This is a genomic window from Motiliproteus sp. SC1-56, assembly GCF_017309075.1.
Taxonomy (GTDB): Bacteria; Pseudomonadota; Gammaproteobacteria; order Pseudomonadales; family Balneatricaceae; genus Motiliproteus.
The window spans coordinates 36371-58785 of record NZ_JAEMGS010000006.1 but is presented as its reverse complement, the minus strand read 5'-3'; the positions used below and the strand labels follow the sequence as shown (position 1 = coordinate 58785).

Sequence of the window (22415 nt, the reverse complement as noted above, 5' to 3'; positions counted from 1 at the left end):
GACGCGTTTAAATCAGCATGTGCTAACCTTTTTTGGAGCTTCCGCGTTTTTCCCGGGGGCCAGTCATTGGCGGCTCAATGCGCCTTGCTTGGGGTGAGGGTGTGGTATGAAAGACGAACTGAAACCGCTCGGGGATATCTGGATCGAGCTGCAGTTGGTAACCATGGATGCGGAGCTTTCCGAAGCGGACCGCGAGCGGCTGGAGTCGTTGCTGGAGTCGCTCAAGGGACATATCAACTACAGCCATGAGCCCGAACGCAAGATGATTCTGAAGTGGTTTACGACTCGCCTTGGAAACAGGCTATTTAGCAATCACTATAAACAGTTGCTGCTTGAACTCGCCAATCTGATGGCTACTTTCTGGACCGGTGCGCCGCGCTTTCATACCAGCGATGAGGTGCTGGCCTGGATCAATGACGAGCATGCTTCACTGGCGTCAAAGGAGCCGGTCAACAAGGTCACCAGTATTCGTTAGCACCGGCAGACGTAAGTTTGCTGTTGTACTCGCCTCGTCAAACAACGCAGCCTCGCCCCTCTGAGGGTTTCGTCTCGCGCCGCTTTATCATGGGAAGCCGCTTTTCATGGGAATGGTTAACGACCGGCTTTCGCGGCATGGCCCCTGTCTGCGCGCTATTTCAGCAGTGATATCAGATTGGTCAGGGCTGCCAGCCGGTTGACGCTGAGCTTGCTCTCCGGCAGGCCGAACACATAGCCGATGCCGAAGCCGACTGCGAAGCTCGCGGCAAGCCCCTTGGGTGAGGTGGCGCGCTGCCAGAAGGCAGTCTGCAGCTGATGCCCTGCATGATGGATATCGGCCCGGGCGTCTGCCAGGCCCCGCGCTTGGGCCTCAATCTGTGCTTTGTTTGGAAGCATTGTGTCCTCCTAGGCCCAGTGCCTGGCGGGTTGCGTCCACGCCCATTCGCGCGAGGGCCCGCCTGATCTGCCAGAGTGCGGCCAGTAATAGCAGCAGGTTGAGCCCCGCGCCCAACAGTAGTGCGAAAGGCCACGCCCAGGCCTGCGTTACCAGCCAGAGCAGCAGCGCGGCGTTTGCCAGTGCCCAGAGACTGAACAGGGCGAGGGCCGCGATCAGCGCCAGCGCGATGACGCTGCCGAGCATCAGGCCACTGTAGCGAACCTCCAGCGTCAGCAGGTTCAGCAGTTCGGCAATATAGCGCCGGTTTGACTGGAAATACTCCGCAACGGTTTTGCCAAGGGGCAGCTCCGGCCCCGCGGCCTGCTCCCCTTCCCGGGCGTCGGCCCGCTCATGATCGTAAGGGGCGGCCATCGGTCGTTTAGCGGCGGCCGACCAGTGCCCCGATCAAGATGCCAAGGGCGAGTGAGCCGCCCACCAGCGCCCAGGGGTTGTCTCTGGCCAGCTGATTGAAGGAACTGGTCATCTCCTTGGTACGTTGTTGCGCCTGGGCGCCACCCTTGTGGAGTGTATTTTCGAACTGCTCGCCTTTTTCTGCCGCCTGATCAATGCGCTCGTGAAGCTCATCAGCAACGCGGCGAGATATGGATTCGCCGGCCGTATTGGCTTGTGCCTTTGTCATGTCTCTTTCTCCCTTGGTATTGGAAGTGGATTCCAACGGCTCACCCTGCTCCTGAGAGCTGGATCCTTGGCTCATGTTCCTTCGCCCTTAGGGCCGCTAGCGGCCAGTGTCAGTATAGTGGTGTCCTTTTTCTGAGGCCGGAGACTGCGCTCAGCGGGTTTGCTTACCTACCCCAAGGGGCCCCGAGTGGTGTTTAACGGTACGGCCGGGGTATTGCCTGCAATCGAACTCAGTGGTGGTCGGTACCGTCGCTTGTACAACCCGGCGAGCGATACTGCCGGTCCGTTTCCTGTTGGTTCCAAGTAAGTTCGGCAGACCCGTTGTTTGCCGCGCCGGCTTCGGAAAAGCCGCGTACGCTGCAAAGGCGTTATTCGGTTGCCTCTTTGATCTTGTCGCCGGTCTCTTCCATCTTTTCTTCAGTGGTATCCATGGCGTCGCTCATCTTGTCACCGGCACTGTCCATGGCATCGCTCATCTTATCCCCGAGCTCCTCCAGTTTCTCCTTCGTGGTTTCCATGGCTTCATCCATCTTCTTGCCGGCTTCTTCTGCCGGTCCGTCGCTGCTGTCACAACCGGTAAGGCCGGCGACGAGTGCAAATGCAAGGGAGGTGGTCACAAGTTTCCATTTGTTCATGGGTCTGCTCCTTGAGAAAGGAATGGGTACAGCGAATTAGGTTTGTCTTCGCTAGCGGTAAACTCGGGTCCACCTGCCGAGATGGGGGGATGGGCATTGGCTGAATCTACCCGTCATAGCGCAGGGAAGTATGGTTCAGCTGAGGGGAGTGTGCCGTGGATCCTGCGCAAAAAAGCTTTGGGTTAACGGGAGTGGATTTGAACTTTGGTCTTAGATGGAAAGCAAGTTTTCAGGTTATTGGCAGGCGTATATTTGACGTTACCAATCCAGGCCCGGCAATCGACGCGGAAAAGAATCTAACCATATGTTACAGATAGATAAATTTTTATTGGCACAGTGTTTGTTTAGAGCTGTTTGTGGCAAAGAGCCTGGTTATGGCTTTTTGGCACTTCACGACTGACAACCTCATGCCTCACCCTGTAATGAGGTTCTTTGCGCGCCGGGGCGACCCGGCGTGTTTTTTTACCGCTCGCATAAGGGGGCGGGTTAAAAAATGCGCCGGACTGGTTAGTCCGTGTCCTGCTGCGTCTGAAAACAATGTTTCCATTATTGCTTTTTCGTGGAATCGAATTGTTTTTTAAACGTTTTCCTACCTTTTTTCTCTGTTTGCATAACTGCTTGATTTTTAGATGCGCTATTTGAGCTGATTGCGCTTTATCAATTGGCACGGATGTTGATCCGGCCACTGGTTAGCGATGTACCACTTGCATGGCAAAAGCAGCAAACCACGGGGATGCGCGTGGTTAAAAACGCGATAGGGCACTAGGTAGGAATGAACAGCATGAATAATAACGAGCTACACAAAGTAGCAGAGCGGCTCGGGGTTTCGCGTCGCACCTTTATGAAGTTTTGTACCGGGGTGGCGGCGACCCTGGGACTGACCGGCGGAGCCGGTGTGCAGATGGCCTACGCCATCGCCAGTCCGCGCCGACCAGCAGTGATCTGGCTGTCCGCCCAGGAGTGTACCGGGTGTACCGAGTCGCTGTTGCGCTCAACCCATCCCACGTTGGAAAACCTGATTCTTGATCTCATCTCCCTCGACTATCACGAGACGCTGAGCGTCCCCGCCGGGCACGCGGCCGAAGAGGCCAAGCTTCATTCCATGAAGGAGAACTGGGGCAAGTATGTGCTGGTGGTGGATGGCTCTATACCCATGAAAGACGGGGGTATCTACTGCAAGGTAGCGGGCAAGCCCATCGTTGAGCATGTCCGTGAGGCGGCCGAGGGGGCCGCTGCTATTATCTCCATCGGCTCCTGCGCTTCCTGGGGTGGAATCCCTGCCGCCGGTCCCAATCCCACCGAGGCGACCCCGGTGGACAAGGTGCTGACCGACAAGGCCGTGGTCAATATTCCCGGCTGCCCGCCGAACCCCTACAACTTCCTCTCTACGGTGTTGCACCTGGTCACCTTCGGCACGGTGCCCGAGCTGGACCACCTCAACCGTCCCCGCTTTGCCTACGGACGGCTGATCCATGAGAACTGCGAACGCCGTCCTCACTTCGATGCCGGCCGTTTCGCGCTGGAATTTGGTGACGCCGGCCACAAGAAAGGCTTCTGTCTCTACAAGCTCGGCTGCAAGGGGCCGGAAACCTACGCCAATTGCCCGGCCATCGAGTTCGGTGACGTGGGCGGCGGTGCTTGGCCGGTGGGCGTGGGCCATCCGTGCTTCGGCTGCACCGAGGAAGGGGTGGGCTTCAACAAGCCGATTCATGCACTGTCTGACGTCAAGACCGTGACGCCCCCCACCACCTTCCCAGGCATTGCCGAACCTGTTGGCACCGGCGTGACACCGGGGGCGGCGGCGCTGCTGGGTGCTGTCGGCGGCGCCGTGCTGGGCGCAACGGCCATGGCGGTGAAGCAGCTGGGCAAACTCGAGAAAGACCGCGTCAGCGATCACGACAGCCAAGATAACCCGTAACCGGAGGCGATCATGAACAGACGTGATTTTCTCAATAGCGGTGAGATGGCCGGGTTAGGGCGCTCAGAAGGACAACCCACTCTTGATAGAACGGGAGGCGGCCATGAATAGGCGTGATTTTCTGAAGGTGGCGGGAAGCGGGGCGTTGATCGCCACCGCCAGCTCCACCGTCGAGGCGCGCGGGAACAAAGAGCCGCTGCCCAACGCGGTGGGCATGCTCTACGACTCCACCCTTTGTATCGGCTGCCGCGCCTGTGTCTATAAGTGCAAGGAAGTCAACGACATGCCGTCGGTGGTGCGGGATAACGAGGTGCAGTGGGATCAGGCCGAAGAACTCTCGGGTGATACCCTGAACATTATCAAGGCGTACAAGCACGGTACCGGCGAGACCAAGAACAGCGCCACCGACGGTTTCGCGTTCATCAAGCGTAACTGCATGCACTGCGTGGACGCGGGCTGCGTGTCGGTCTGTCCGGTCAGCGCCATGATCAAGGACCCGGAAACCGGTATCGTCAGCCACAATCCCGATGCCTGCATCGGGTGTCGTTACTGCGTTGCGGCCTGTCCCTACAACGTGCCCAAGTACGAATACGATGAGGCCTTCGGCCAGATCCAGAAATGCCAGCTCTGCAACCAGAAAGGGGTGGAGCGGATCAGCAAGGGGCAAAATCCCGGTTGCGTGGAAGTCTGTCCCACCGGCGCCAATATCTTCGGCACCCGCGAGGAATTGCTGGCCGAAGCCAAGCGTCGCCTGGCGATGACCCCCGGTGAAGAGTACAGCTTTCCACTGGAGCGGGTAGGTTCCACCTACACTCACCGCGCCAAGGCCGCTGCGTATCACCCGCATATTTTTGGTGAAAGCGAGGGCGGCGGCACCCAGGTGATGGTGATCGCCGGTATGGAACACACCAAGCTGGGGCTGCCGGATCTGCCCGAGCGTTCCTACGCCTCCATGTCCGAAACCGTGCAGCACTCCATCTATGGCGGCATGCTGGCGCCGGCGGGGCTGCTTGCCGGGCTGCTTTACTTCGCCCGCCGCAATACCAAACACGATGACGAAGGGGAGGGCGAGGCATGAGTCATCATCAACCCATCGGTGGCCGACTTTTTACGGCGCCGTTCCTGTTCCTGGGTATCCTGGCGGTTATCGCCCTGGTATTGCTGGTGGACCGTTTCGCCAACGGCCTGGCAGCGGTCACCAACCTCAACGACGGGTACCCCTGGGGCATCTGGGTGGTCTACGACATTGTGGTGGGCACCGGCTTTGCCTGTGGCGGCTACGTGCTGGCCCTGACCGTCTACATCGCCAACAAGGGCAAGTACCACCCGCTGGTGCGCCCGGCCCTGCTGGCGAGTCTTTTCGGCTACAGCCTCGGCGGTCTGGGAGCGGTCATCGACATGGGTCGCTACTGGAACTTCTACCAGATGTTCAACCCGGCCCAGATGAACCTCAACTCGGTGATGCTGGAGGTGGGCCTGTGCGTCAGCGCCTACAGCCTGGTGCTCTTTATCGAGTTCCTGCCGGTGATTCTCGAGAAGTTCAGGGCCGATGTCTGGCGGGCTCGCCTGGAAAAGGTGCTCTTTATCTTCATCGCCATCGGCGTGCTGCTGCCCACCATGCACCAGTCGTCCCTAGGCTCTCTCTTGATCGCGATGGGGCACAAGGTTGATCCGTTGTGGCAGGCGCAACAGCTGATGCCGCTGCTGGCGATCATGACCGCCATGCTGATGGGGTTCTGTATCGTCATCTTCGAGGGGTCCATGGCCGCGGTCGGTCTGCGCCAGCCCAGCGAAACCCATCTTCACCGTGGGCTGATCAAGGTGATCGTGGGGCTGGTGGCGGCCTACCTGGTGATCCGCTTTGGCGATCTGATCCGACGGGGCGCCCTGGGCGGCGCCTTTGAAGGGGATCTGCAGGGCAATATGTTCCTGCTGGAAACCGCTCTGTTTGTGGTGCCGCTGCTGATCCTCGGCTCGTCCCGGTTCAACCGCCAGGGCCGTTTCCTGCTGATCGCCGCGGTCAGCCTGCTACTGGCGGGGGCCACCTACCGCTTTAACGCCTTCCTGGTGGGCTTCGACCCGGGTGCCGGTTACGTCTACTTCCCCTCGGCGGCGGAGCTGATGGTCTCCATCGGCATCGTGGCGATCGAGATCATGGGCTACCTGTTCTTCGTCAAGCTATTCCCGGTAATGCCCAAGCACCAGCAGGCCCACGCCTGATCACCGAACTTTGATGCGCAGCCGGCCGCGGCCGGCTGCAGAACAGTTTCAGGTGTGGGCCCTGGCCGCACCGCAGAATAATTAGGAGAATTACCATGGCACAACGTATCGTCGTGGATCCCGTTACTCGTATCGAAGGCCACCTGCGTATCGACGTCGAGGTGGAAAATGGCCAGGTGTCCAAGGCCTGGTCCTCGGGCCAGATGTGGCGCGGCATCGAGCAGATTCTCGAGGGGCGTGACCCCCTCGACGCCTGGGTCTTCACCCAGCGCATCTGTGGCGTGTGCACCACTGTCCACGCCCTGGCCTCGGTGCGCTCGGTGGAGAACGCCCTCAACCTCGAGGTGCCGGTCAACGCCCAGCACATCCGCAACCTGATTATCACCGCTCACGCGGTGCACGATCATATCGTCCACTTCTATCACCTCTCCGCCCTGGACTGGGTGGATATCGTTTCCGCCCTGGACGCCGACCCGGCCAAGGCCGCTTCCCTGGCCGAGAGCCTCTCCAGCTGGGAGCTCAACAGCGTCCACGAGATGCGCCGCGTGCAGGAGAAGCTCAAGGGCTTCGTCAACTCCGGCCAGCTCGGCGTATTCGCCAACGGCTACTGGGGGCACAGCGCCATGAAACTGCCGCCGGAGGTGAATCTCATCGCCGCGGCGCACTACCTGCAGGCGCTGGAAATCCAGCGCGAGGCCAACAAGATCGTCACCGTGCTGGGTGGTAAGACGCCCCACATCCAGAACCTGGCCGTGGGCGGCGTCACCAACTCCATCAACATGGACAGCCAGTCCGTGCTCAACATGGAACGCCTGGTCTACATCAAGAGCCTGATCGACAAGCTGGACAGCTTCGTCAAGAACGCCTACCTGGTGGATCTGGCCGCGGTCGGCGCCTTCTACACCGATTGGGCCGGCTATGGCAAGGGGGTCACCGACTACCTCTGCGTACCGGATCTGCCGATCGACGCCAAGGGCACGAAGTTCGCCATGCCCGGTGGTTATATCCGCAATGGGGACCTGTCCACCTTCACCCCGATCAAGAGCTTCCAGGACGACTTCTTCAAGCAGAGCGTCGCCGAGAGCTCCAAGCACTCCTGGTACACCGGTGAGGCGCCCCTGCATCCCTGGGAAGGTGAAACCGTACCCAACTACGACGACTTCAACGACGACGGCCAGTACTCCTGGATCAAGTCGCCCACCTTCCAGGGCCGCCCGGCCCAGGTAGGGCCCCTGGCCAACGTGCTCTGCATGGCGGCGGCCGGTCACGAGTCTACCAAGACCCATCTCAACTTCCTGGTGGATAGCCTCAACAGCGTCAACAAGCTGGTGGGCGGTCCCGGGGGCGTCGGCATCGAGCACCTGCACTCAACCCTCGGTCGTCACGCCGCCCGCGCGGTGCGCTGTGCTGTGATGCTCGATGAAATGAAAGCCCAGTGGCAGATGCTGGTGAACAACATCGCCACCGGCGATACCGACACCTACAATCGTCCCTCCTTCCCGAAAGGGGAGATCCGTGGCGTGGGCTTCCACGAAGCGCCCCGTGGTGTGCTGTCGCACTGGTGTGTGATTGAGGACGGCAAGATCAAGAACTACCAGGCGGTGGTGCCCAGTACCTGGAACGCCGGTCCCCGCAATGCCGACGACGTGCCCGGCCCTTACGAGGCGTCCCTGCTCGGCAACCCGGTGGCCAACCCGGAGAGTCCGCTGGAGGTGCTGCGCACCGTGCACTCGTTTGATCCCTGTATCGCCTGCGCCATTCACATGGTCGATACCGAGAACAACGAAATCGTTAAGGTGCGCGCCCTTTAAGCAGTAGTCGGGGCAGGAGTGCCGGTCTGGGGTAATCCCGAGACCGGCATTTCCGTTATCAGGGGGCTGGATGAGTCGCCCGAGGAGTGGCAATGAGTATATTGGTTTTGGGGGTCGGCAATATTCTGCTGACCGATGAGGGCATCGGCGTGCGCGTGGTCGAGGCCCTGGAGCAGCGCTACCGGATTCCGGCCGGGGTTGAGGTGATGGACGGCGGCACCGCCGGGATGGAACTGCTGGCTTCCATGGCGGACCGGGACCACGTGATCCTGGTGGATGCGGTCAACACAGGCGCGGCCCCGGGCACCCTGGTGCGCCTCGTGGACGATGAGGTGCCGGCGCTGTTCAAGTCCAAAATATCACCCCACCAGCTGGGCATTTCCGATTTGCTCGGGGTGTTGACCGTGACCGGGGAAATGCCCAAGCGCATGACCCTGTTCGGGGTCGTACCGTTTTCGCTGGAGACCAGTACCGAACTAAGCGAAGCGATGCAGCCCAAACTCGATGAACTGGTGGATTTGACCGTGGCGGAGCTTGAAGCCTTGGGGCACCCCCTCAAGCCCTGCGTGGGCGAGGCGGTCTGATGTGCATCGGAGTACCCTCCAAGGTGGTGGCGCTCGACGGTCAGGTGGCCCGGGTTGAGAGCCTGGGCGAGAGCCGGGAGGTGAGCCTGATCCTGATGGATGAGCCGGTCGCCCTCGGTGATTACCTGCTGATCCAGGTGGGTAACTTCGCCGTGGAAAAAATCGACAAGGTGCGTGCCGAGGAGGCCCTGGCCTACCTCGCCGAACTGGATCAGTTCTCGATGCGGCCCCTGGGTCAGGGCGACGCCGCGCAGTGAAGGAGAAAGACGTGACGCTAGAGCAGCAAGCAGCGCATGAGACCGGTTTTGCGGAGAATCCAGGGCCCGTGCTGGAAGCGGTCTTCAACGCCATTTTGAGCGAACGCATGGCGGGGTTGCCGGTGGTGAATACGGCATTGGCCGTGGAGGCAGTCGGCTTTCAGGCGTGGGAAGGGCACTGGCTGGGCGTACTGATCACCCCCTGGTTTCTGAATCTGCTGATCGTGCCCAAGGCGGGCTCCCCCTGGCCGCAACAGTTCGAGACCGGCAAGGGCAAAGAGGTGGTGCTGGCCTTTCCCCAGGGGGAGTACAAATTCAGTCCCCGCCGGGAAGAGAGCATCGGCAGCTACCTGAGTTGTTCCCTGGCTTCCCCCGTTCACGAGTGGAAAGCCCAGGCCGAGATTCGACGCACCGCCGAGGATGTGCTGCAGCTGCTGAAATCGATCCCGGTCCGGGCAATTGAACCGGAGCAGGCAGCGACGGATAATGGCCAGGAACAACCTGCTTCCCAGGGCTGTGCGCTCTCAAGGCGCGCCTTCCTGGGCGGTGCGGGCGCGGCGGGCTGACAGGCTGACCGCCGCTTGGTAGCGACGGCGACGGGAGCCCGGGATTGAGTATCGAGGGAAAGATCCATATTCAGCTGGATCCGGGCAGCGATGCACCGGTCCAGATCCGCTCCAGCCGGCCCGGGGAAGTGACCCGGCTTTTTGAAGGGTTGCCTGCCGACGCGGTGATTGACCGTATCCCGGCGCTTTTCAACCTCTGTGGCCAAGCCCAGGGGCTCGCGGCAAGGCTTGCCTGCTCGGCGCTTGAGGCCTGCGCGCAGCCATCAAGGGAGGCGCAGGAAGGCGCCCTGTGCGAAGCGCTGCAAGCGTACCTGTGGCGTTTTCTGGTGGACTTGCCCCGCCTGCTGGGACAGGAGCCGGAGATGGCCGCCTATGCGCCGTTGCACCGGCAGCTGCGTGGTTTCAGTCAGCAGGCGCCGGCGATTCGTCGCCAGATTCTGGATGCACTTGCGGCCTTGTTGAGCCGGGAGTTGCTGGGAATGGGGGCTGCGCGCTGGCGGTCGCAGTCGGCCGCGGCGCTGGAGGAGTGGCTGCGGCATCACCCGGCGCCCCTGGCAGTGCGCCTGCGTGAAGCCGAGCGACGCCTGGCGGGGTTGCCCGGAACCGGGTCGCCGGTGCTGATGCCCGATTCGCCGGAGGTGGCCCAGCTGCAGGCACTGGGGCAGTGGATGACGGAGAAGGGTTTTGTCCGCGAGCCCCGATGGGATGGGGTCTGCATGGAGACGGGAGCCCTTAGCTATCAACAGCACCACCCCTGGATTCGCTTCCGCCTCGACAGCGGGGCGCAGTTACCGACTACGCGGCTGGTGGCCCGTCTGTTGGATACGCTGGAGCTCTATCGGCGTCTTGATGAAAACGATCTGTCCGGGCTGTGCGGCGCTCAGGTCTTGGAGTCCGGGGCTGCACTCGGCTGGGTGCGAACGGCCCGCGGGCTGCTGCTTCACCGGGAGGCGATTGGCCAGGGCCGGGTGGAGGATTACCGTATTCTGGCGCCGACCGAGTGGAACTTTCACCCCCGGGGGGCGCTTTTTCAGGGGCTGGAGAGCTGGCTGGCAGCGCCCCCCGAACAGTTGCAGGCGTGGGTGGCCTGGCAGGTGCTGTCCCTGGACCCCTGCGTCAGTCATGAATTTGAGGTGAAGCATGCATGAGATGTCCCTCGCCGAGGGGGTAATCCAGGTGCTGGAAGAGAGTGCCGTCGCCCAGGGCTTCAGCCGGGTGAAAAAAGTGTGGCTGGAGATCGGCCGCCTCTCCCATGTCGAGGCCGAAGCCATGCGCTTTTGCTTCGAGGCGGTCTGCAAGGGCTCCATCGCCCAGGACGCCGAACTGGAGATCATCGAGATACCCGGCACCGGCTGGTGCCACGAGTGCGGCAAGCAGTTCGAGTACCAGGCCCGCTACGACCCCTGTCCCCACTGTAACGGCTACCAGGTCCAGATGGTGGCGGGTGACGAGATGCGGGTAAAAGAGTTAGAAGTGGAATAGCGAAGCAGCCCGATCGGGGAGCGCTATTTCGATGTACTGACAGTAAGAACAGTTTTAGGGGAGATCGCCCATGTGCACCACCTGCGGCTGCGCCAGCGGTAACACACAAATCGAAGGCCACGACCTACACCATGGCCATGCCCACGCGCACGATCATGACCATACTCATAGCCACGCGCATGATCACGCGCATAGCCACAGCCAAAGCCACAGCCACGCGCCTGACGCCAAGGGGGATCTCCACTACGGACGCGGTGCTGCGGGCGCCCACGCTCCCGGCCTCAGTCAGCGTCGAATGGTGCAGATCGAGCAGGATATCCTCAGCAAGAACGACCGTTACGCCGCGGCCAACCGCGAAAAGCTGGCCGAGCAGAACCTGCTGGCCCTTAACCTGGTCTCCAGCCCCGGTTCGGGTAAGACCACGCTGCTGACCCGCACCATCGAGGATATCGGCAAGACGTTCACTTGCGGCGTGATCGAGGGGGACCAGCAGACCGCCAACGACGCCGATCGAATCCGCGCCACCGGGGCCAAGGCGGTGCAGATCAACACCGGCAAGGGCTGTCACCTGGATGCCCACATGGTGGGCCATGCCCTGGAGCAGTTTGACCTGGGCGAGCAGGGGGTGCTCTTTATCGAGAACGTGGGGAACCTGGTCTGTCCGGCGGCCTTTGACTTGGGCGAAGCTCACAAGGTGGCGATCCTGTCGGTGACCGAGGGCGAGGACAAGCCGCTCAAGTACCCGGACATGTTTCACGCCGCGGATCTGATGATCCTGAACAAGGTGGATCTGCTCCCGTACCTCGATTTCGACGTGGCGCAGTGCATTGAATATGCCCGCCGGGTCAACCCCGAGATCCAGGTTCTGCAGCTCTCGGCCCGCACCGGCGAAGGCATGCAGGGGTGGTACGCGTGGATCGAGCAACGGCAGCAGGCGCTGCTGCAAGCCAAACTTGATGCCCTGGAGTCCCAGGTGGCCAGCCTCAAGCGCACTCTGGGTAAAGGGTGAAGACACGCGATGCGCACGGAGGGGGTAGCGTCATGCCGCTGAATACAGGCGAACGCCCCTGCGTGCTGCTGGTGGACGACGAAGCCCGCTCACTGGAAACCATGAACCGGACGCTGGACGAGGAGTTCGACGTCCTCTGTGCCGGCTCCGTGGATGAGGCCGAACGCCTGCTTACCGAACACCCGGTGCAGGTGATTCTCTGTGATCAGCGCATGCCCGGCGTCACCGGCGTGGAGTTCCTGACCCGGGTCCGGGCCCGCTGGCCCCAGGTCTGGCGGATCATCATCTCCGGCTACACCGACGCCGAGGGCATCATCCAGGGTATCAACGAAGGGGGCATTTACCAGTACATCACCAAGCCCTGGCATCCTGACGAGCTGCTGATGACGGTGCGCAATGCCGCCCAGCTCTACCGCTTGCAGAACGAGAGCGGACTGCTGAGCACCGAGATGAAGGTGACCGCGCCTAGCGTTCGTAAACAGCTCAAGCGTAAGCGCAGCGTGCTCAAAGAGAACTTTCAACTGGAACGGATTCGGCGCACCGAAACCAGCCCGTTGAATGAAGCCTGCGCCCAGCTCAGCCGCATCGCCCCCTACGACATCTCGCTTTTGATCACCGGTGAGTCAGGCACGGGCAAAGAGCTGTTCGCCCGGGCGCTGCACTACAGCTCGGCCCGGTCCGAAAAGCCTTTCGTCTCTGAAAACTGCGGCGCCATGCACGATGAACTGCTCTCGAGCGAGCTCTTCGGCCACCGCAAGGGGGCGTTTACCGGCGCCATTTCCGACCACGTGGGGCTGTTCGAACAGGCCCACGGGGGCACCATCTTTCTGGACGAGATCGGCGAGATCTCGCCGGCTTTCCAGGTCAAGCTGCTGCGGGTCTTGCAGGAAGGGGAGATCCGCCCGCTGGGGTCTGATCAGAAACGCCGTGTCGACGTGCGGGTGGTGGCCGCCACCAACCGAGATCTGCAGGAGGAGGTTAGGGCCGGGCGCTTTCGCCAGGACCTCTACTACCGCCTGGCCCAGGTCACCCTGGAGCTGCCCCCCCTGCGTGAGCGTCCCATGGATATTCCGAGCCTGGCCGAGACGATCCTCCACCAGGCGGTGGAGACCTTCGGCAAGTCCGTGGAAGGGTTTACCGAGGAAGCCCTGAGCTGTCTGTGCGAATACGACTGGCCCGGCAACGTGCGTGAGCTCCAGAACGAGGTGCAGCGTATGCTGGTCTTTTCTCGCGAGCCGCTGCTGGGGGCCGAGCTGATCTCGTCCCATATTATTCGCGGGGTGAGTTGCGCCGCGCAAGGCGCGGACGCCCGGGAATGGGAGAGCATCGCCGGGCTGCGCGGAACCCTCAAGGAGCGGGTGGAGCTGCTGGAAGCCTCAATCCTGCGTGAAGCGCTGATCCGTCACCGCTGGAACAAGAGCCACGCCGCCGAAGAGCTGGGGCTTTCCCGGGTGGGGCTGCGTAACAAGCTGGAGCGCTACGGACTGGAAAAGAACGGCCAGGATGCCGCGGCCAAGGGAAAACGCGGCGGGTGAGCCAGGCTATGGATCAGCTCCAGGGACGCCACCTGCGGGTCACGGGGCAGGTTCAGGGGGTGGGGTTTCGCCCCTTCGTCTACAACCTGGCCCGGCGCCTGGGACTGTCCGGGCAGGTCAGCAATGATGCCGGCGGTGTGCGCATCGACCTGTTCGGTGCCGAGGCCCTGCTGGAGCGTTTTGAGCGGGCCCTGCGCGAAGAGGCCCCGCCCCTGGCGCGGATCGAAGCCATTCACCGCGCCCCTCTCAGCTCTCCGCTCGCCGGCGACGGCTTTCGTATTCTCGGCAGTGGCGGCGGCGAGGTGGCGGTAGGGGTTGCGCCCGATGCTGCGGTTTGTGAAGACTGCCTGGCGGAGCTTTTCGACCCTCAAGACCGTCGCTACCGCTACCCCTTTATCAACTGCACCAACTGCGGTCCCCGCTACAGCCTGATCACGGGGCTGCCTTACGACCGTTGCCGCACCACCATGGCGGCCTTTAGCCTCTGCTTGCACTGTAGCGACGAGTACCGAACCCCCGGCGATCGCCGTTTTCATGCCCAGCCCACCGCCTGCCCCGACTGCGGTCCGCAACTGAGCCTGCACGACGAGGCCGGGCAGGCGCTGGAAGTGTCGGACCCGCTGGTGGAGGCGCTTAACCGCCTGCAGGCGGGGGACATCCTGGCCATCAAGGGGGTGGGTGGCTTTCACCTGGTGTGTGATGCCCGCAATTCTGACGCCGTGGCGCGGCTGCGAACCCGCAAACGGCGGGACGAGAAACCCTTTGCCGTCATGGGTGCCAATCGGGCTTCTTTGGCAGAGGTTGTGACCCTGGACGCCCCCGCGATCGATCACCTTGAAAGCGCGGTCGCACCGATCGTTCTCTGCCCGGCGCGCCCCGGTCGAGCGCTGACCGGTGTGGCGCCGGGGCTGTCCCGCTACGGGGTGATGCTGCCCCACGCGCCCTTGCACTACCTGTTGTTCCACCAGGCGGCGGGGCAACCCGCCGGAACCGCCTGGCTGGCGGAGCCGCAAGCGTTGCTGCTGGTGATGACCAGCGCCAACCCCAGCGGAGAGCCGCTGGTGACCGATAACCAGGAAGCCCTGATCCGCCTTCAAGGGCTGGTGGACGGTTTTTTGCTGCACGACCGGGACATACGCATTCGCTGCGATGACTCGGTGGTCCACGCCGGCCATCGCCCCCCGGCGCTGGTGCGGCGTGGCCGGGGCATGGCCCCGCAAGTTATTCACCTGGGCCGTTCCGGCCCCTCCACCCTGGCGGTGGGAGGCTTGTTTAAGAACACCCTGTGCCTGACCAAGGGTTCCCGGGCCTACGTCTCCCAGCATATCGGCGACCTGGACAACCCGCGCAACTGCCGCGCACTGACCGATACCCTGGCTCACCTGTGCGAGCTGCTGGAGATCGAGCCAGAGCGCGTCGCCATGGACCGCCACCCGGACTTTTTCTCCAGCCGCTTCGCCCGGGAGTATGCCGCTGAGCGCCGGTTGCCGCTGATCGAGGTTCAGCATCACCATGCCCATATCGCCGCGGTGGTTGCCGAGCACCGCATCGAGGCACCGGTGCTGGGGTTGGCACTGGACGGGCTGGGGCTGGGAGACGACGGGCGTCTCTGGGGGGGGGAGCTGTTGCGGGTGGATAGCCGGGGATTTAAGCGCCTGGGCCACCTCAGTGCGCTGCCTTTACCCGGGGGGGACCGGGCCGCCCGGGAGCCCTGGCGAATTGCCGCCGGGGTGCTGCACCGCCTGGGGCGCAGCCGTGAAATTGAAGCGCGCTTTGCCGAACGGGACGGGGCGGGTATCCTGACCCAGATGTTGGCGCGCAACCTGAACTGCCCCGAGACCACCAGCGCCGGCCGCCTGTTCGATGCGGCGGCGGCGCTTCTCGGGGTGAAAGAGGAGGCGCGCTTCGAGGCCCAGCCGGCTATGATGCTCGAGGCGCTGGCCGAGGCCCAGGGGGAGGTCTCACCTGAGCCGCTGCTGATCAGGCTCACCGACGACGGTGGGCTGGATACGTGGGGCCTGCTGGCGCGACTGCTGGAACTGGGGCCGGAACGGGCGGGTTATGGCGCCGCCCTGTTTCACGACCAACTGGTGCGCGGGCTGGCGGCCTGGCTGGTGCGGCATCGTCGGGCAAGCGGGCTCGACACCCTGGTGCTGGGGGGCGGCTGTTTTCTCAACGCGCTGCTCAGCAACGGCCTCAGCCAGCACCTGGGGCAGCAGGGCTTGAGGGTGCTCAGGGCTGAGCAAATACCCTGTAACGACGGCGGACTCAGCCTGGGGCAGGCCTGGGTCGCACTGAACACAGATTGAGGTTGTAATTCATGTGTCTGGCAATTCCGGTGCGGATCGAACAGCTCCTGGACGACGAGACGGCGCTGGCCGATATCGGCGGGGTGCGCAAGGAGATCAATGTCGCCCTGATCGATGACTTGGCGGTGGGGGACTACGTGATCCTTCACGTGGGCTACGCGCTCAACAAGATTGATCCTGAAGAGGCCGAGAAAACCCTGGCCCTGTTTGCCGAGCTGGATGAGCACGCCCGCCGTGAAGCGTTGGATGCCGCCCTTTGAGCGCACGGAGCTGATTGATGAAGTACGTTGACGAGTTCCGCGACGGCCAGCTGGCCCGGGAGATCGCGGCCCAGATTCGACGCGAGGCCGACCCCGGCCGTACCTACAGCCTGATGGAGTTCTGTGGCGGTCACACCCACGCCATCTTTCGCTACGGCATTCCCGACCTGCTGCCGGACAACGTCAGGATGATCCACGGCCCGGGCTGTCCGGTGTGCGTGCTGCCCATCGACCGCCTGGATGCGGCCATCGAACTGGCGGTCGAGCACGGGGTTATCCTCTGCTCCTACGGCGATATGATGCGGGTGCCCGGCTCGCGCAAGCAGAGCCTGCTCAAGGCCAAGGCCCAGGGGGCGGACGTGCGCATGGTCTACTCCTGCAGCGACGCGCTGAAACTCGCCCAGCAGCATCCCGACCGGGAGGTGGTGTTCTTCGCCATCGGCTTTGAAACCACCACGCCGCCCACCGCGCTGGTGATCAAACAGGCCCAGAAGCTGGGGCTGAAAAACTTCAGCGTCTTCTGCAACCACGTGCTTACCCCGGCGGCGATCAGCAACATTCTCGAGTCCCCGGAGGTGCGCGAGCTGGGTATTCTTCCCCTGGACGGTTTTATCGGCCCGGCCCACGTCAGCACCGTGATCGGCAGCCAGCCGTACCACTATTTCGCCGAGGAGTACCAGAAGCCGGTGGTCATCGCAGGCTTTGAGCCGCTGGACGTCCTCCAGGCCATTCGCATGCTGGTGCGCCAGCTTAACGAGGGGCGGGCGGAGGTTGAGAACGAGTTTTCCCGCGCCGTGACTGAACAGGGAAACCAGAAGGCCAAGGCGATGGTGGCGGAGATCTTCGAGCTGCGCCGGGTGTTCGAATGGCGTGGGTTGGGTCAGGTCCCCTACAGCGCCCTGCGGATCAAGCAGGCCTATGCCGACTTTGACGCCGAGAAGCGCTTTACCCTGACCCGGCGCAGCGCGCGGGAGAACAAGGCTTGCGAGTGCGGCGCCATCCTGCGGGGCGTCAAGACGCCGCGGGACTGCAAGTTGTTCGGCAAGCAGTGCACCCCGGAGACCCCCCTGGGGTCATGCATGGTATCCAGCGAAGGGGCCTGCGCCGCGCACTACAGTTACGGCCGCTACCGCGATGAAGGACAGACCATCGCCACCGATGCCGACCGATAAGAGTGATTCATGAAACGACGTAACTACAGCAGTCAACTCGACTTGAAACAGGGCCGGGTGGAGATGATCCACGGCGCCGGCGGCAAGGCCATGGCGCAATTGATCGACGAGCTGTTCGTCGCCGCCTTTGACAACTCCTGTCTCAACGCCATGAACGACCAGGCCGCCTTCTCGCTGCCGCCGGGGCGGGTGGTGATGGCCACCGACAGCCACGTGATCGCGCCGCTGTTCTTTCCCGGCGGTGACATCGGCAGTCTCTCCGTGCACGGCACGGTCAACGACGTGGCCATGGCCGGGGCACGCCCCTGTTACCTCTCCGCGGGCTTTATTCTCGAGGAGGGCTTTCCCCTGGCGGACCTGGCGCGTATCGTCGATTCCATGGCCGCCGCCGCCCGGGAGGCCGGGGTGCCGATCGTCACCGGGGATACCAAGGTGGTGGAAAAGGGCAAGGGCGACGGCTGCTTTATCAACACCACCGGCGTCGGGGTGGTGCCCGCAGGGCTGAACCTCGGTGGCGACCAGGTGCGGGTGGGGGACAAGATCCTGGTTTCGGGCACTCTTGGAGATCACGGGGTGGCCATCATGTCGCTGCGGGAGAGCCTCAGCTTCGAGACCACCATCGAATCCGACAGCCAGGGCCTGCACGATCTGGTCGCGGCCATGGTGGCGGCGGTGCCGGAGATTCACTGCCTGCGCGATCCGACCCGGGGCGGACTCGCCACCACCCTCAACGAGATCGCCGGCCAGTGCGGCGCGGGCATGTGCATCCAGGAGGCGGTTCTGCCGGTGCGACCCCAGGTTCAGGCGGCCTGTGAGTTCCTGGGCCTCGATCCCCTCTACGTCGCCAACGAAGGCAAGCTGGTGGCGTTCTGTCCGCCGGCGCAGGCCGAAGCGCTGCTGGCGGTGATGCGGGAGCACCCCAAGGGGCGGGAGGCGGCGATCATCGGCGAGGTGATCGAGGACGCCCACGGCTTCGTGCAGATGGAGACCGCCTTCGGGGGAACGCGGATGGTGGATTACATCAATGGCGAGCAGCTTCCCCGCATCTGTTGAGCGCGGTCTATTTGCGCCATCCCGTCGTTGGAAGCGCCCCTGAAAATGCCCACGTACTGCAGTACGCTCCGCTTTTCAGGCGCACTTCCGCCTAGCCCTGGCACAACTATTCTCGCGCTCAATGCCCAGGACCGGAACCTCTAACACGCGGTTAAATGATCAACGGAAAATATGCGCATACTCTTTCTGACTCACGCCTTTAATTCCCTCAGCCAGCGCCTGTACGTGGAGCTGGCCCGGCGCGGACACGCCCTCTCCATCGAGTTCGACATCAACGATGCCGTGGCCGAGCAGGCGGTGGCGCTGTTTCAGCCGGAGCTGATCGTTGCCCCGTTTCTGAAGCGGGCGATCCCCGAGTCGATCTGGCGCAACCACCGCTGCATCATCGTTCACCCCGGGATCAAGGGCGACCGGGGGCCCTCGTCACTGGACTGGGCGATCCTGCGCTGTGAGACCACCTGGGGGGTGACCTGCCTCCAGGCCGACGCCGAGATGGACGCGGGGGATATCTGGGCCAGCGTCGAATTCCCGATGCGCGCGGCCGCCAAGAGCAGCCTCTACCGGAACGAGGTGACCGAGGCGGCGCTGCAAGGCATTCTGCTGACCATCGAACGTATTGAGCAGGGGGACTGCCGGCCAGAACCCCTGGACTATGACCGGCCTGACGTCCAGGGGCGCTGGCACTGCCTGATGACCCAGGCGGACCGGGCCGTTGACTGGGCGGCGGATGATACCGCCACGGTGCTCCGAAAAATTCGCGCCGGTGACGGGGTGCCCGGGGTGCGCGACTGCATCGGCGGAAAAGCCTGTTATCTCTACAACGCCCACCCGGAGAGCCAGCTTAGCGGCGCGCCCGGCGAGTTGCTGGCCCGTCGCGACGGCGCGGTGTGCCGCGCCACCGTGGACGGGGCGGTCTGGATCACCCACCTGCGTGCCGCTGAACCCGCCGAGGGTGAACCCGCCTTCAAGCTGCCCGCCACACAGGTACTGGGGCCGCTGGCCGAGCACCTGCCCGAGCATCGGTTGCTGCCCACGGTCGAGCCCGCCGGCGCCACCTGGCAGGAGCTCAGTTACCGGGAACGGAATGGGGTTGGCCACCTCTACTTCGACTTTTACAACGGCGCCATGGACAGCGAGCAGTGCGAGCGGTTGCGCCGGGCGGTGGCCGAGGCCAAGCAGCGGCAGATTCGGGTGCTGGTGCTCTGGGGCGGGGCGGATTTCTGGTCCAACGGCATTCACCTCAACCGCATCGAAGCGGCATCAAGCCCGGCCGATGAGTCCTGGCGCAACATCAACGCCATGAACGACTTGTGTCGCGAGTTGATCGAGACCCCAAGCCTGTACGTGATTGCCGCCCTGCGGGGCAACGCCGGCGCGGGCGGCGTGTTCATGGCGCTGGCTGCGGACCGGGTGCTGGCCCGGGAAGGTGTGGTGCTGAACCCCCACTACAAGTCCATGGGCAACCTCTACGGCTCGGAGTACTGGAGCTACCTGCTGCCCAAGCGGGTGGGTGAGGTGCGGGCCAAGGCTCTGACCGAAAATCGCCTGCCCCTGGGTGCCCCGGAGGCAAGCGAACTGGGGCTGATCGACGGCTGCTTCGGCGAAACTTTGACTGAGTTCGAGGCGCTGGTGGAGATGGAAGCCCGGACCCTGGCGGAATGCTCGACCCTGGGCGAGCGGCTGGAAGGCAAACGCCTGCGCCGTGCGCAGGATGAGGCCGAAAAGCCCCTGGAGGAATACCGGGAAGAGGAACTGGAGCGAATGAAACTCAACTTCTACGGCTTCGATCCCAGTTACCATGTGGCCCGTTACCACTTCGTGGAGAAGCTGCCCAAGGCCCGCACCCCGGTGTATCTGGCAAGGCATCGGCGACTGCAAGCGAGCTGATAGTGAGGAAAGGGGGTCTAAGGGGAGAGAGTGCGGCGGCCCCGGCGGGGCCGCCACTTCGTGGCTAAGCGATACTGCTTAGAAGTGGATCTGGATGCCGGCGAAGGGGCCGGAGAACTCGATATCGGTGTCCAGGTCGTCGATGTCGTCCAGCTTCAGGCGGGTCTGGCGGTAGCCGGCCTGGAGTTCGATGTCGAACGCAATGTTATCGATCACCTTGTACTGCAGCTGCGCCTGGGCATCGTAGAACTGGTGGCCGCCGCCGGCCAGGCCGCTGACTTCACCGGCAATGCTGAACCCGGTGAAGGGCAGTTGCCCTTCGACCGCCACGTACAGGGTGGGCAGGTAGCCGTCGAAGTCGACCCGTTCGGTGGTCGCGGTATCGACCTCGGTGACACTCACGGAGCCGTCTATCTGCATGATGTTCAGACCCAGGTCCAGGCTCACCCAGTTGTCGAGCAGCTCGTAATAGAGGATCAGATCGGTATGGCTGAAGTCGACGTCGCTGTTGACCCGGCCGTCGAAGGTGAACCCCTCGAAGTCAAAGTTCGAGACGGTGTCGCTGCCGTTGGTTTCCAGCTCCGTGTGCTTGACCTTGACGTTGGGCAGCAGGGGGATGAAATGCTCCAGGGAGACGTAGTAGGTGCCCTGGCCTTCGCGGTCGAAATCAAAATCTGCCCGCGAGGAGTCGTCGGCGTTGCCGAGGGTGCCGTCGCCGTCCATGTTCCAGTACTGGCCGCCGATCCGAATGCCCAGCAGGGTATCTGCCTGGACGGGAAGCGCCATTGCCGCCATTAACGGGCACAGGCTGAGTGTTTTCCATGCTTTCATAAGAGCTTTCCTTCAACTGGTCTGTGGTTGCCGTCGTTCCGCCGGCCCGCGCCTTGGATCAACGCCCCTGTCGCCGGAAGAGTAACGCCAAAGGGTAAGCAAGGAAAGCCACAAAGGCGTTGAGGTCTGATCCAGCGCAGGGTTAGGCCACCCGGGGGGCTGCGAGATCGGATTCCGGCTGGCGGGTATAAAGCTTCATGTCACGGGGGGCTTTCGTTACACTCTAGCCTGTTTTGCCTAGAGCGGGGTCGGCGTTGTGAGTCGCTGCACGGGAGTAGGGCCCGTCGACCCTGAGTGCCTGGATATAAAATAATGAAAATGACCCTGCGCCAGCTGTCGGTATTTGATTGCGTCACCCGTCACATGAGTTTCACCAAGGCGGCGGAATCCATGTGCCTGACCCAGCCGGCGGTGAGTATTCAGATCAAGCAGCTGGAAGAGCATATCGGGCTGCCGCTGTTTGAGCACGTGGGTAAAAAGCTTTTTCTGACCCAGGCCGGGGAGGAGCTGAAACGGGCCTGCGGTGATATTTTCTCCCGTCTTGAAAACCTGGAGATGGCCCTGACCCAGATGAAGGGCGTGATGCAGGGCAGCCTGCGGATCGCCTGCGTGACCAGTGCCAAGTATTTCGCCCCGCACCTCCTGGGAGAGTTCCACCGCCAGTACCCGGAAGTGCAGATGAGCCTGATGGTAACCAACCGTGACCAGATTCTGCGTCGGCTGATCAACAACGAGGACGACCTGGCACTGATGGCCCAGGTCCCCGACGACATGAAACTGTGCAGTTATCCGATCCTGGATAACCCCATGATCGCCATCGCCCCGCCCGGGCATCCGCTGGTCGGGCAAAAGCGCATCCCCATCGAGGCCCTGGCCGAGGAGAGCTTCCTGATGCGCGAGCAGGGCTCGGGCTCGCGCAAGGCGATCGAGGATCACTTGCGCAACAACGGGGTGGAGCTGAGCCGTACCATGGAGCTGGGCAGCAGCGAAACCATCAAGCAGGGGGTGATGGCGGGGCTTGGGCTCTCTATCCTGTCCCGTCACAGCGTCGCCCTGGAGCTGGCGACGGGGTGTCTGAAGGAGCTGGACGTGGCGTCGTTTCCGATTATCTGGACCTGGTGCTTCGTGCACCACCAGGAGAAAAAACTGTCACCGGCGGCCCAGGCCTTCCTCGATCACGTGGTGACCCACCGGGAAACGGTAAAGGAGCTGATCTGCAACCGCTTCCTGGGCGCGGCCGAGGTCGGCGCCTAGGCCACCGCTTGTTCCCAGCGGCTGGTTAAACGGAAGCCAGCGGTGGAATGGCCTAAGCTTTCCTGGGTCGAGCCCCGTCC

The 22415-nt window shown here is 62.9% G+C and carries 24 protein-coding genes; 18 read left to right on the top strand and 6 right to left on the bottom strand.

Translation table 11 applies throughout. The features are described from left to right. The first annotated feature begins 106 nt into the window (after nucleotides 1-106). Nucleotides 107-475: a hypothetical protein gene (locus tag JGZ97_RS08105; protein WP_207062116.1), complete on the top strand. Its 369-nt coding sequence runs from the start codon at nucleotides 107-109 to the stop codon at nucleotides 473-475. Nucleotides 476-630: 155 nt separating this feature from the next. Here the strand turns inward: JGZ97_RS08105 and JGZ97_RS08100 are convergent, their stop codons facing one another. The 5 genes from JGZ97_RS08100 to JGZ97_RS08080 all read right to left on the bottom strand — a co-directional run bounded on the left by JGZ97_RS08100 (nucleotide 631) and on the right by JGZ97_RS08080 (nucleotide 2855). Then, nucleotides 631-873 (bottom strand): hypothetical protein, encoded by a 243-nt coding sequence (locus JGZ97_RS08100; protein WP_207062115.1) that lies wholly within the window; start codon nucleotides 871-873, stop codon nucleotides 631-633. Beyond that, on the bottom strand, nucleotides 848-1285 hold the full coding sequence (locus tag JGZ97_RS08095) for a hypothetical protein (protein ID WP_207062114.1): 438 nt from the start codon (nucleotides 1283-1285) through the stop codon (nucleotides 848-850). The genes JGZ97_RS08100 and JGZ97_RS08095 overlap by 26 nt, the downstream gene beginning before the upstream one ends. Nucleotides 1286-1292: 7 nt before the next feature. Further along, nucleotides 1293-1628: a YqjD family protein gene (locus JGZ97_RS08090; RefSeq protein WP_207062113.1), complete on the bottom strand. Its 336-nt coding sequence runs from the start codon at nucleotides 1626-1628 to the stop codon at nucleotides 1293-1295. Between the two features lie 292 nt (nucleotides 1629-1920). Then, nucleotides 1921-2187, bottom strand: a complete 267-nt coding sequence (locus JGZ97_RS08085) for a hypothetical protein (RefSeq protein WP_207062112.1) — start codon at nucleotides 2185-2187, stop codon at nucleotides 1921-1923. Nucleotides 2188-2531: 344 nt separating this feature from the next. Beyond that, nucleotides 2532-2855, bottom strand: a complete 324-nt coding sequence (locus tag JGZ97_RS08080) for a hypothetical protein (protein WP_207062111.1) — start codon at nucleotides 2853-2855, stop codon at nucleotides 2532-2534. A gap of 113 nt (nucleotides 2856-2968) precedes the next feature. Between JGZ97_RS08080 and JGZ97_RS08075 the strand changes: the two genes are divergently transcribed. The 16 genes from JGZ97_RS08075 to JGZ97_RS08000 all read left to right on the top strand — a co-directional run bounded on the left by JGZ97_RS08075 (nucleotide 2969) and on the right by JGZ97_RS08000 (nucleotide 20250). Then, on the top strand, nucleotides 2969-4105 hold the full coding sequence (locus tag JGZ97_RS08075; RefSeq protein WP_207062110.1) for a hydrogenase small subunit: 1137 nt from the start codon (nucleotides 2969-2971) through the stop codon (nucleotides 4103-4105). 103 nt (nucleotides 4106-4208) lie between these two features. Then, entirely contained in the window at nucleotides 4209-5183 is a 975-nt protein-coding gene (hybA, locus tag JGZ97_RS08070) for a hydrogenase 2 operon protein HybA (RefSeq protein WP_207062109.1), read from the top strand. Next, nucleotides 5180-6325: a Ni/Fe-hydrogenase cytochrome b subunit gene (gene hybB, locus JGZ97_RS08065; RefSeq protein ID WP_207062108.1), complete on the top strand. Its 1146-nt coding sequence runs from the start codon at nucleotides 5180-5182 to the stop codon at nucleotides 6323-6325. The genes hybA and hybB overlap by 4 nt, the downstream gene beginning before the upstream one ends. A gap of 95 nt (nucleotides 6326-6420) precedes the next feature. Further along, complete coding sequence (locus JGZ97_RS08060; protein ID WP_207062107.1) at nucleotides 6421-8136, top strand: nickel-dependent hydrogenase large subunit; 1716 nt, start codon at nucleotides 6421-6423, stop codon at nucleotides 8134-8136. A gap of 92 nt (nucleotides 8137-8228) precedes the next feature. Next, nucleotides 8229-8720 carry a HyaD/HybD family hydrogenase maturation endopeptidase gene (locus tag JGZ97_RS08055; RefSeq protein WP_207062106.1) on the top strand — a complete coding sequence of 164 codons (492 nt, stop codon included), beginning with the start codon at nucleotides 8229-8231 and terminating at the stop codon, nucleotides 8718-8720. Then, nucleotides 8720-8977 (top strand): HypC/HybG/HupF family hydrogenase formation chaperone, encoded by a 258-nt coding sequence (locus JGZ97_RS08050; protein WP_207062105.1) that lies wholly within the window; start codon nucleotides 8720-8722, stop codon nucleotides 8975-8977. Before JGZ97_RS08055 ends, JGZ97_RS08050 begins: the two co-directional genes overlap by 1 nt. An 11-nt stretch (nucleotides 8978-8988) precedes the next feature. Beyond that, nucleotides 8989-9543 (top strand): [NiFe]-hydrogenase assembly chaperone HybE, encoded by a 555-nt coding sequence (gene hybE / locus JGZ97_RS08045; protein WP_207062104.1) that lies wholly within the window; start codon nucleotides 8989-8991, stop codon nucleotides 9541-9543. Nucleotides 9544-9587: 44 nt separating this feature from the next. Next, nucleotides 9588-10691, top strand: a complete 1104-nt coding sequence (locus tag JGZ97_RS08040) for a hypothetical protein (RefSeq protein ID WP_207062103.1) — start codon at nucleotides 9588-9590, stop codon at nucleotides 10689-10691. Next, a complete protein-coding gene (gene hypA / locus JGZ97_RS08035; protein WP_207062102.1) occupies nucleotides 10684-11025 on the top strand; it encodes a hydrogenase maturation nickel metallochaperone HypA in 342 nt (113 codons plus the stop codon). The genes JGZ97_RS08040 and hypA overlap by 8 nt, the downstream gene beginning before the upstream one ends. 70 nt (nucleotides 11026-11095) lie before the next feature. After that, the gene (gene hypB / locus JGZ97_RS08030) at nucleotides 11096-12034 is read left to right on the top strand and encodes a hydrogenase nickel incorporation protein HypB (RefSeq protein WP_207062101.1); all 939 of its coding nucleotides are present in this window, start codon (nucleotides 11096-11098) and stop codon (nucleotides 12032-12034) included. A 32-nt stretch (nucleotides 12035-12066) separates the two neighbouring features. Next, nucleotides 12067-13569 (top strand): sigma-54 dependent transcriptional regulator, encoded by a 1503-nt coding sequence (locus JGZ97_RS08025; RefSeq protein WP_242521619.1) that lies wholly within the window; start codon nucleotides 12067-12069, stop codon nucleotides 13567-13569. A gap of 8 nt (nucleotides 13570-13577) precedes the next feature. After that, complete coding sequence (gene hypF / locus JGZ97_RS08020) at nucleotides 13578-15878, top strand: carbamoyltransferase HypF (RefSeq protein ID WP_207062100.1); 2301 nt, start codon at nucleotides 13578-13580, stop codon at nucleotides 15876-15878. A gap of 11 nt (nucleotides 15879-15889) precedes the next feature. Further along, nucleotides 15890-16138 carry a HypC/HybG/HupF family hydrogenase formation chaperone gene (locus JGZ97_RS08015; RefSeq protein ID WP_207062099.1) on the top strand — a complete coding sequence of 83 codons (249 nt, stop codon included), beginning with the start codon at nucleotides 15890-15892 and terminating at the stop codon, nucleotides 16136-16138. A gap of 17 nt (nucleotides 16139-16155) precedes the next feature. Continuing rightward, on the top strand, nucleotides 16156-17310 hold the full coding sequence (hypD, locus tag JGZ97_RS08010; RefSeq protein ID WP_207062098.1) for a hydrogenase formation protein HypD: 1155 nt from the start codon (nucleotides 16156-16158) through the stop codon (nucleotides 17308-17310). Nucleotides 17311-17319: 9 nt separating this feature from the next. Further along, nucleotides 17320-18363, top strand: coding sequence for a hydrogenase expression/formation protein HypE (gene hypE, locus JGZ97_RS08005; protein WP_207062097.1), 1044 nt, complete (start codon nucleotides 17320-17322; stop codon nucleotides 18361-18363). Nucleotides 18364-18534: 171 nt separating this feature from the next. Further along, a complete protein-coding gene (locus JGZ97_RS08000; protein ID WP_207062096.1) occupies nucleotides 18535-20250 on the top strand; it encodes a hydrogenase maturation protein in 1716 nt (571 codons plus the stop codon). 78 nt (nucleotides 20251-20328) lie between these two features. On the opposite strand, the gene JGZ97_RS07995 is transcribed toward JGZ97_RS08000, so the two are convergent. Further along, nucleotides 20329-21081, bottom strand: a complete 753-nt coding sequence (locus JGZ97_RS07995) for a TIGR04219 family outer membrane beta-barrel protein (protein WP_207062095.1) — start codon at nucleotides 21079-21081, stop codon at nucleotides 20329-20331. Nucleotides 21082-21393: 312 nt separating this feature from the next. On the opposite strand from JGZ97_RS07995, the gene JGZ97_RS07990 reads away from it, so the two are divergent. Further along, nucleotides 21394-22335 carry a LysR family transcriptional regulator gene (locus JGZ97_RS07990; protein ID WP_207062094.1) on the top strand — a complete coding sequence of 314 codons (942 nt, stop codon included), beginning with the start codon at nucleotides 21394-21396 and terminating at the stop codon, nucleotides 22333-22335. Nucleotides 22336-22415: the final 80 nt, after the last annotated feature.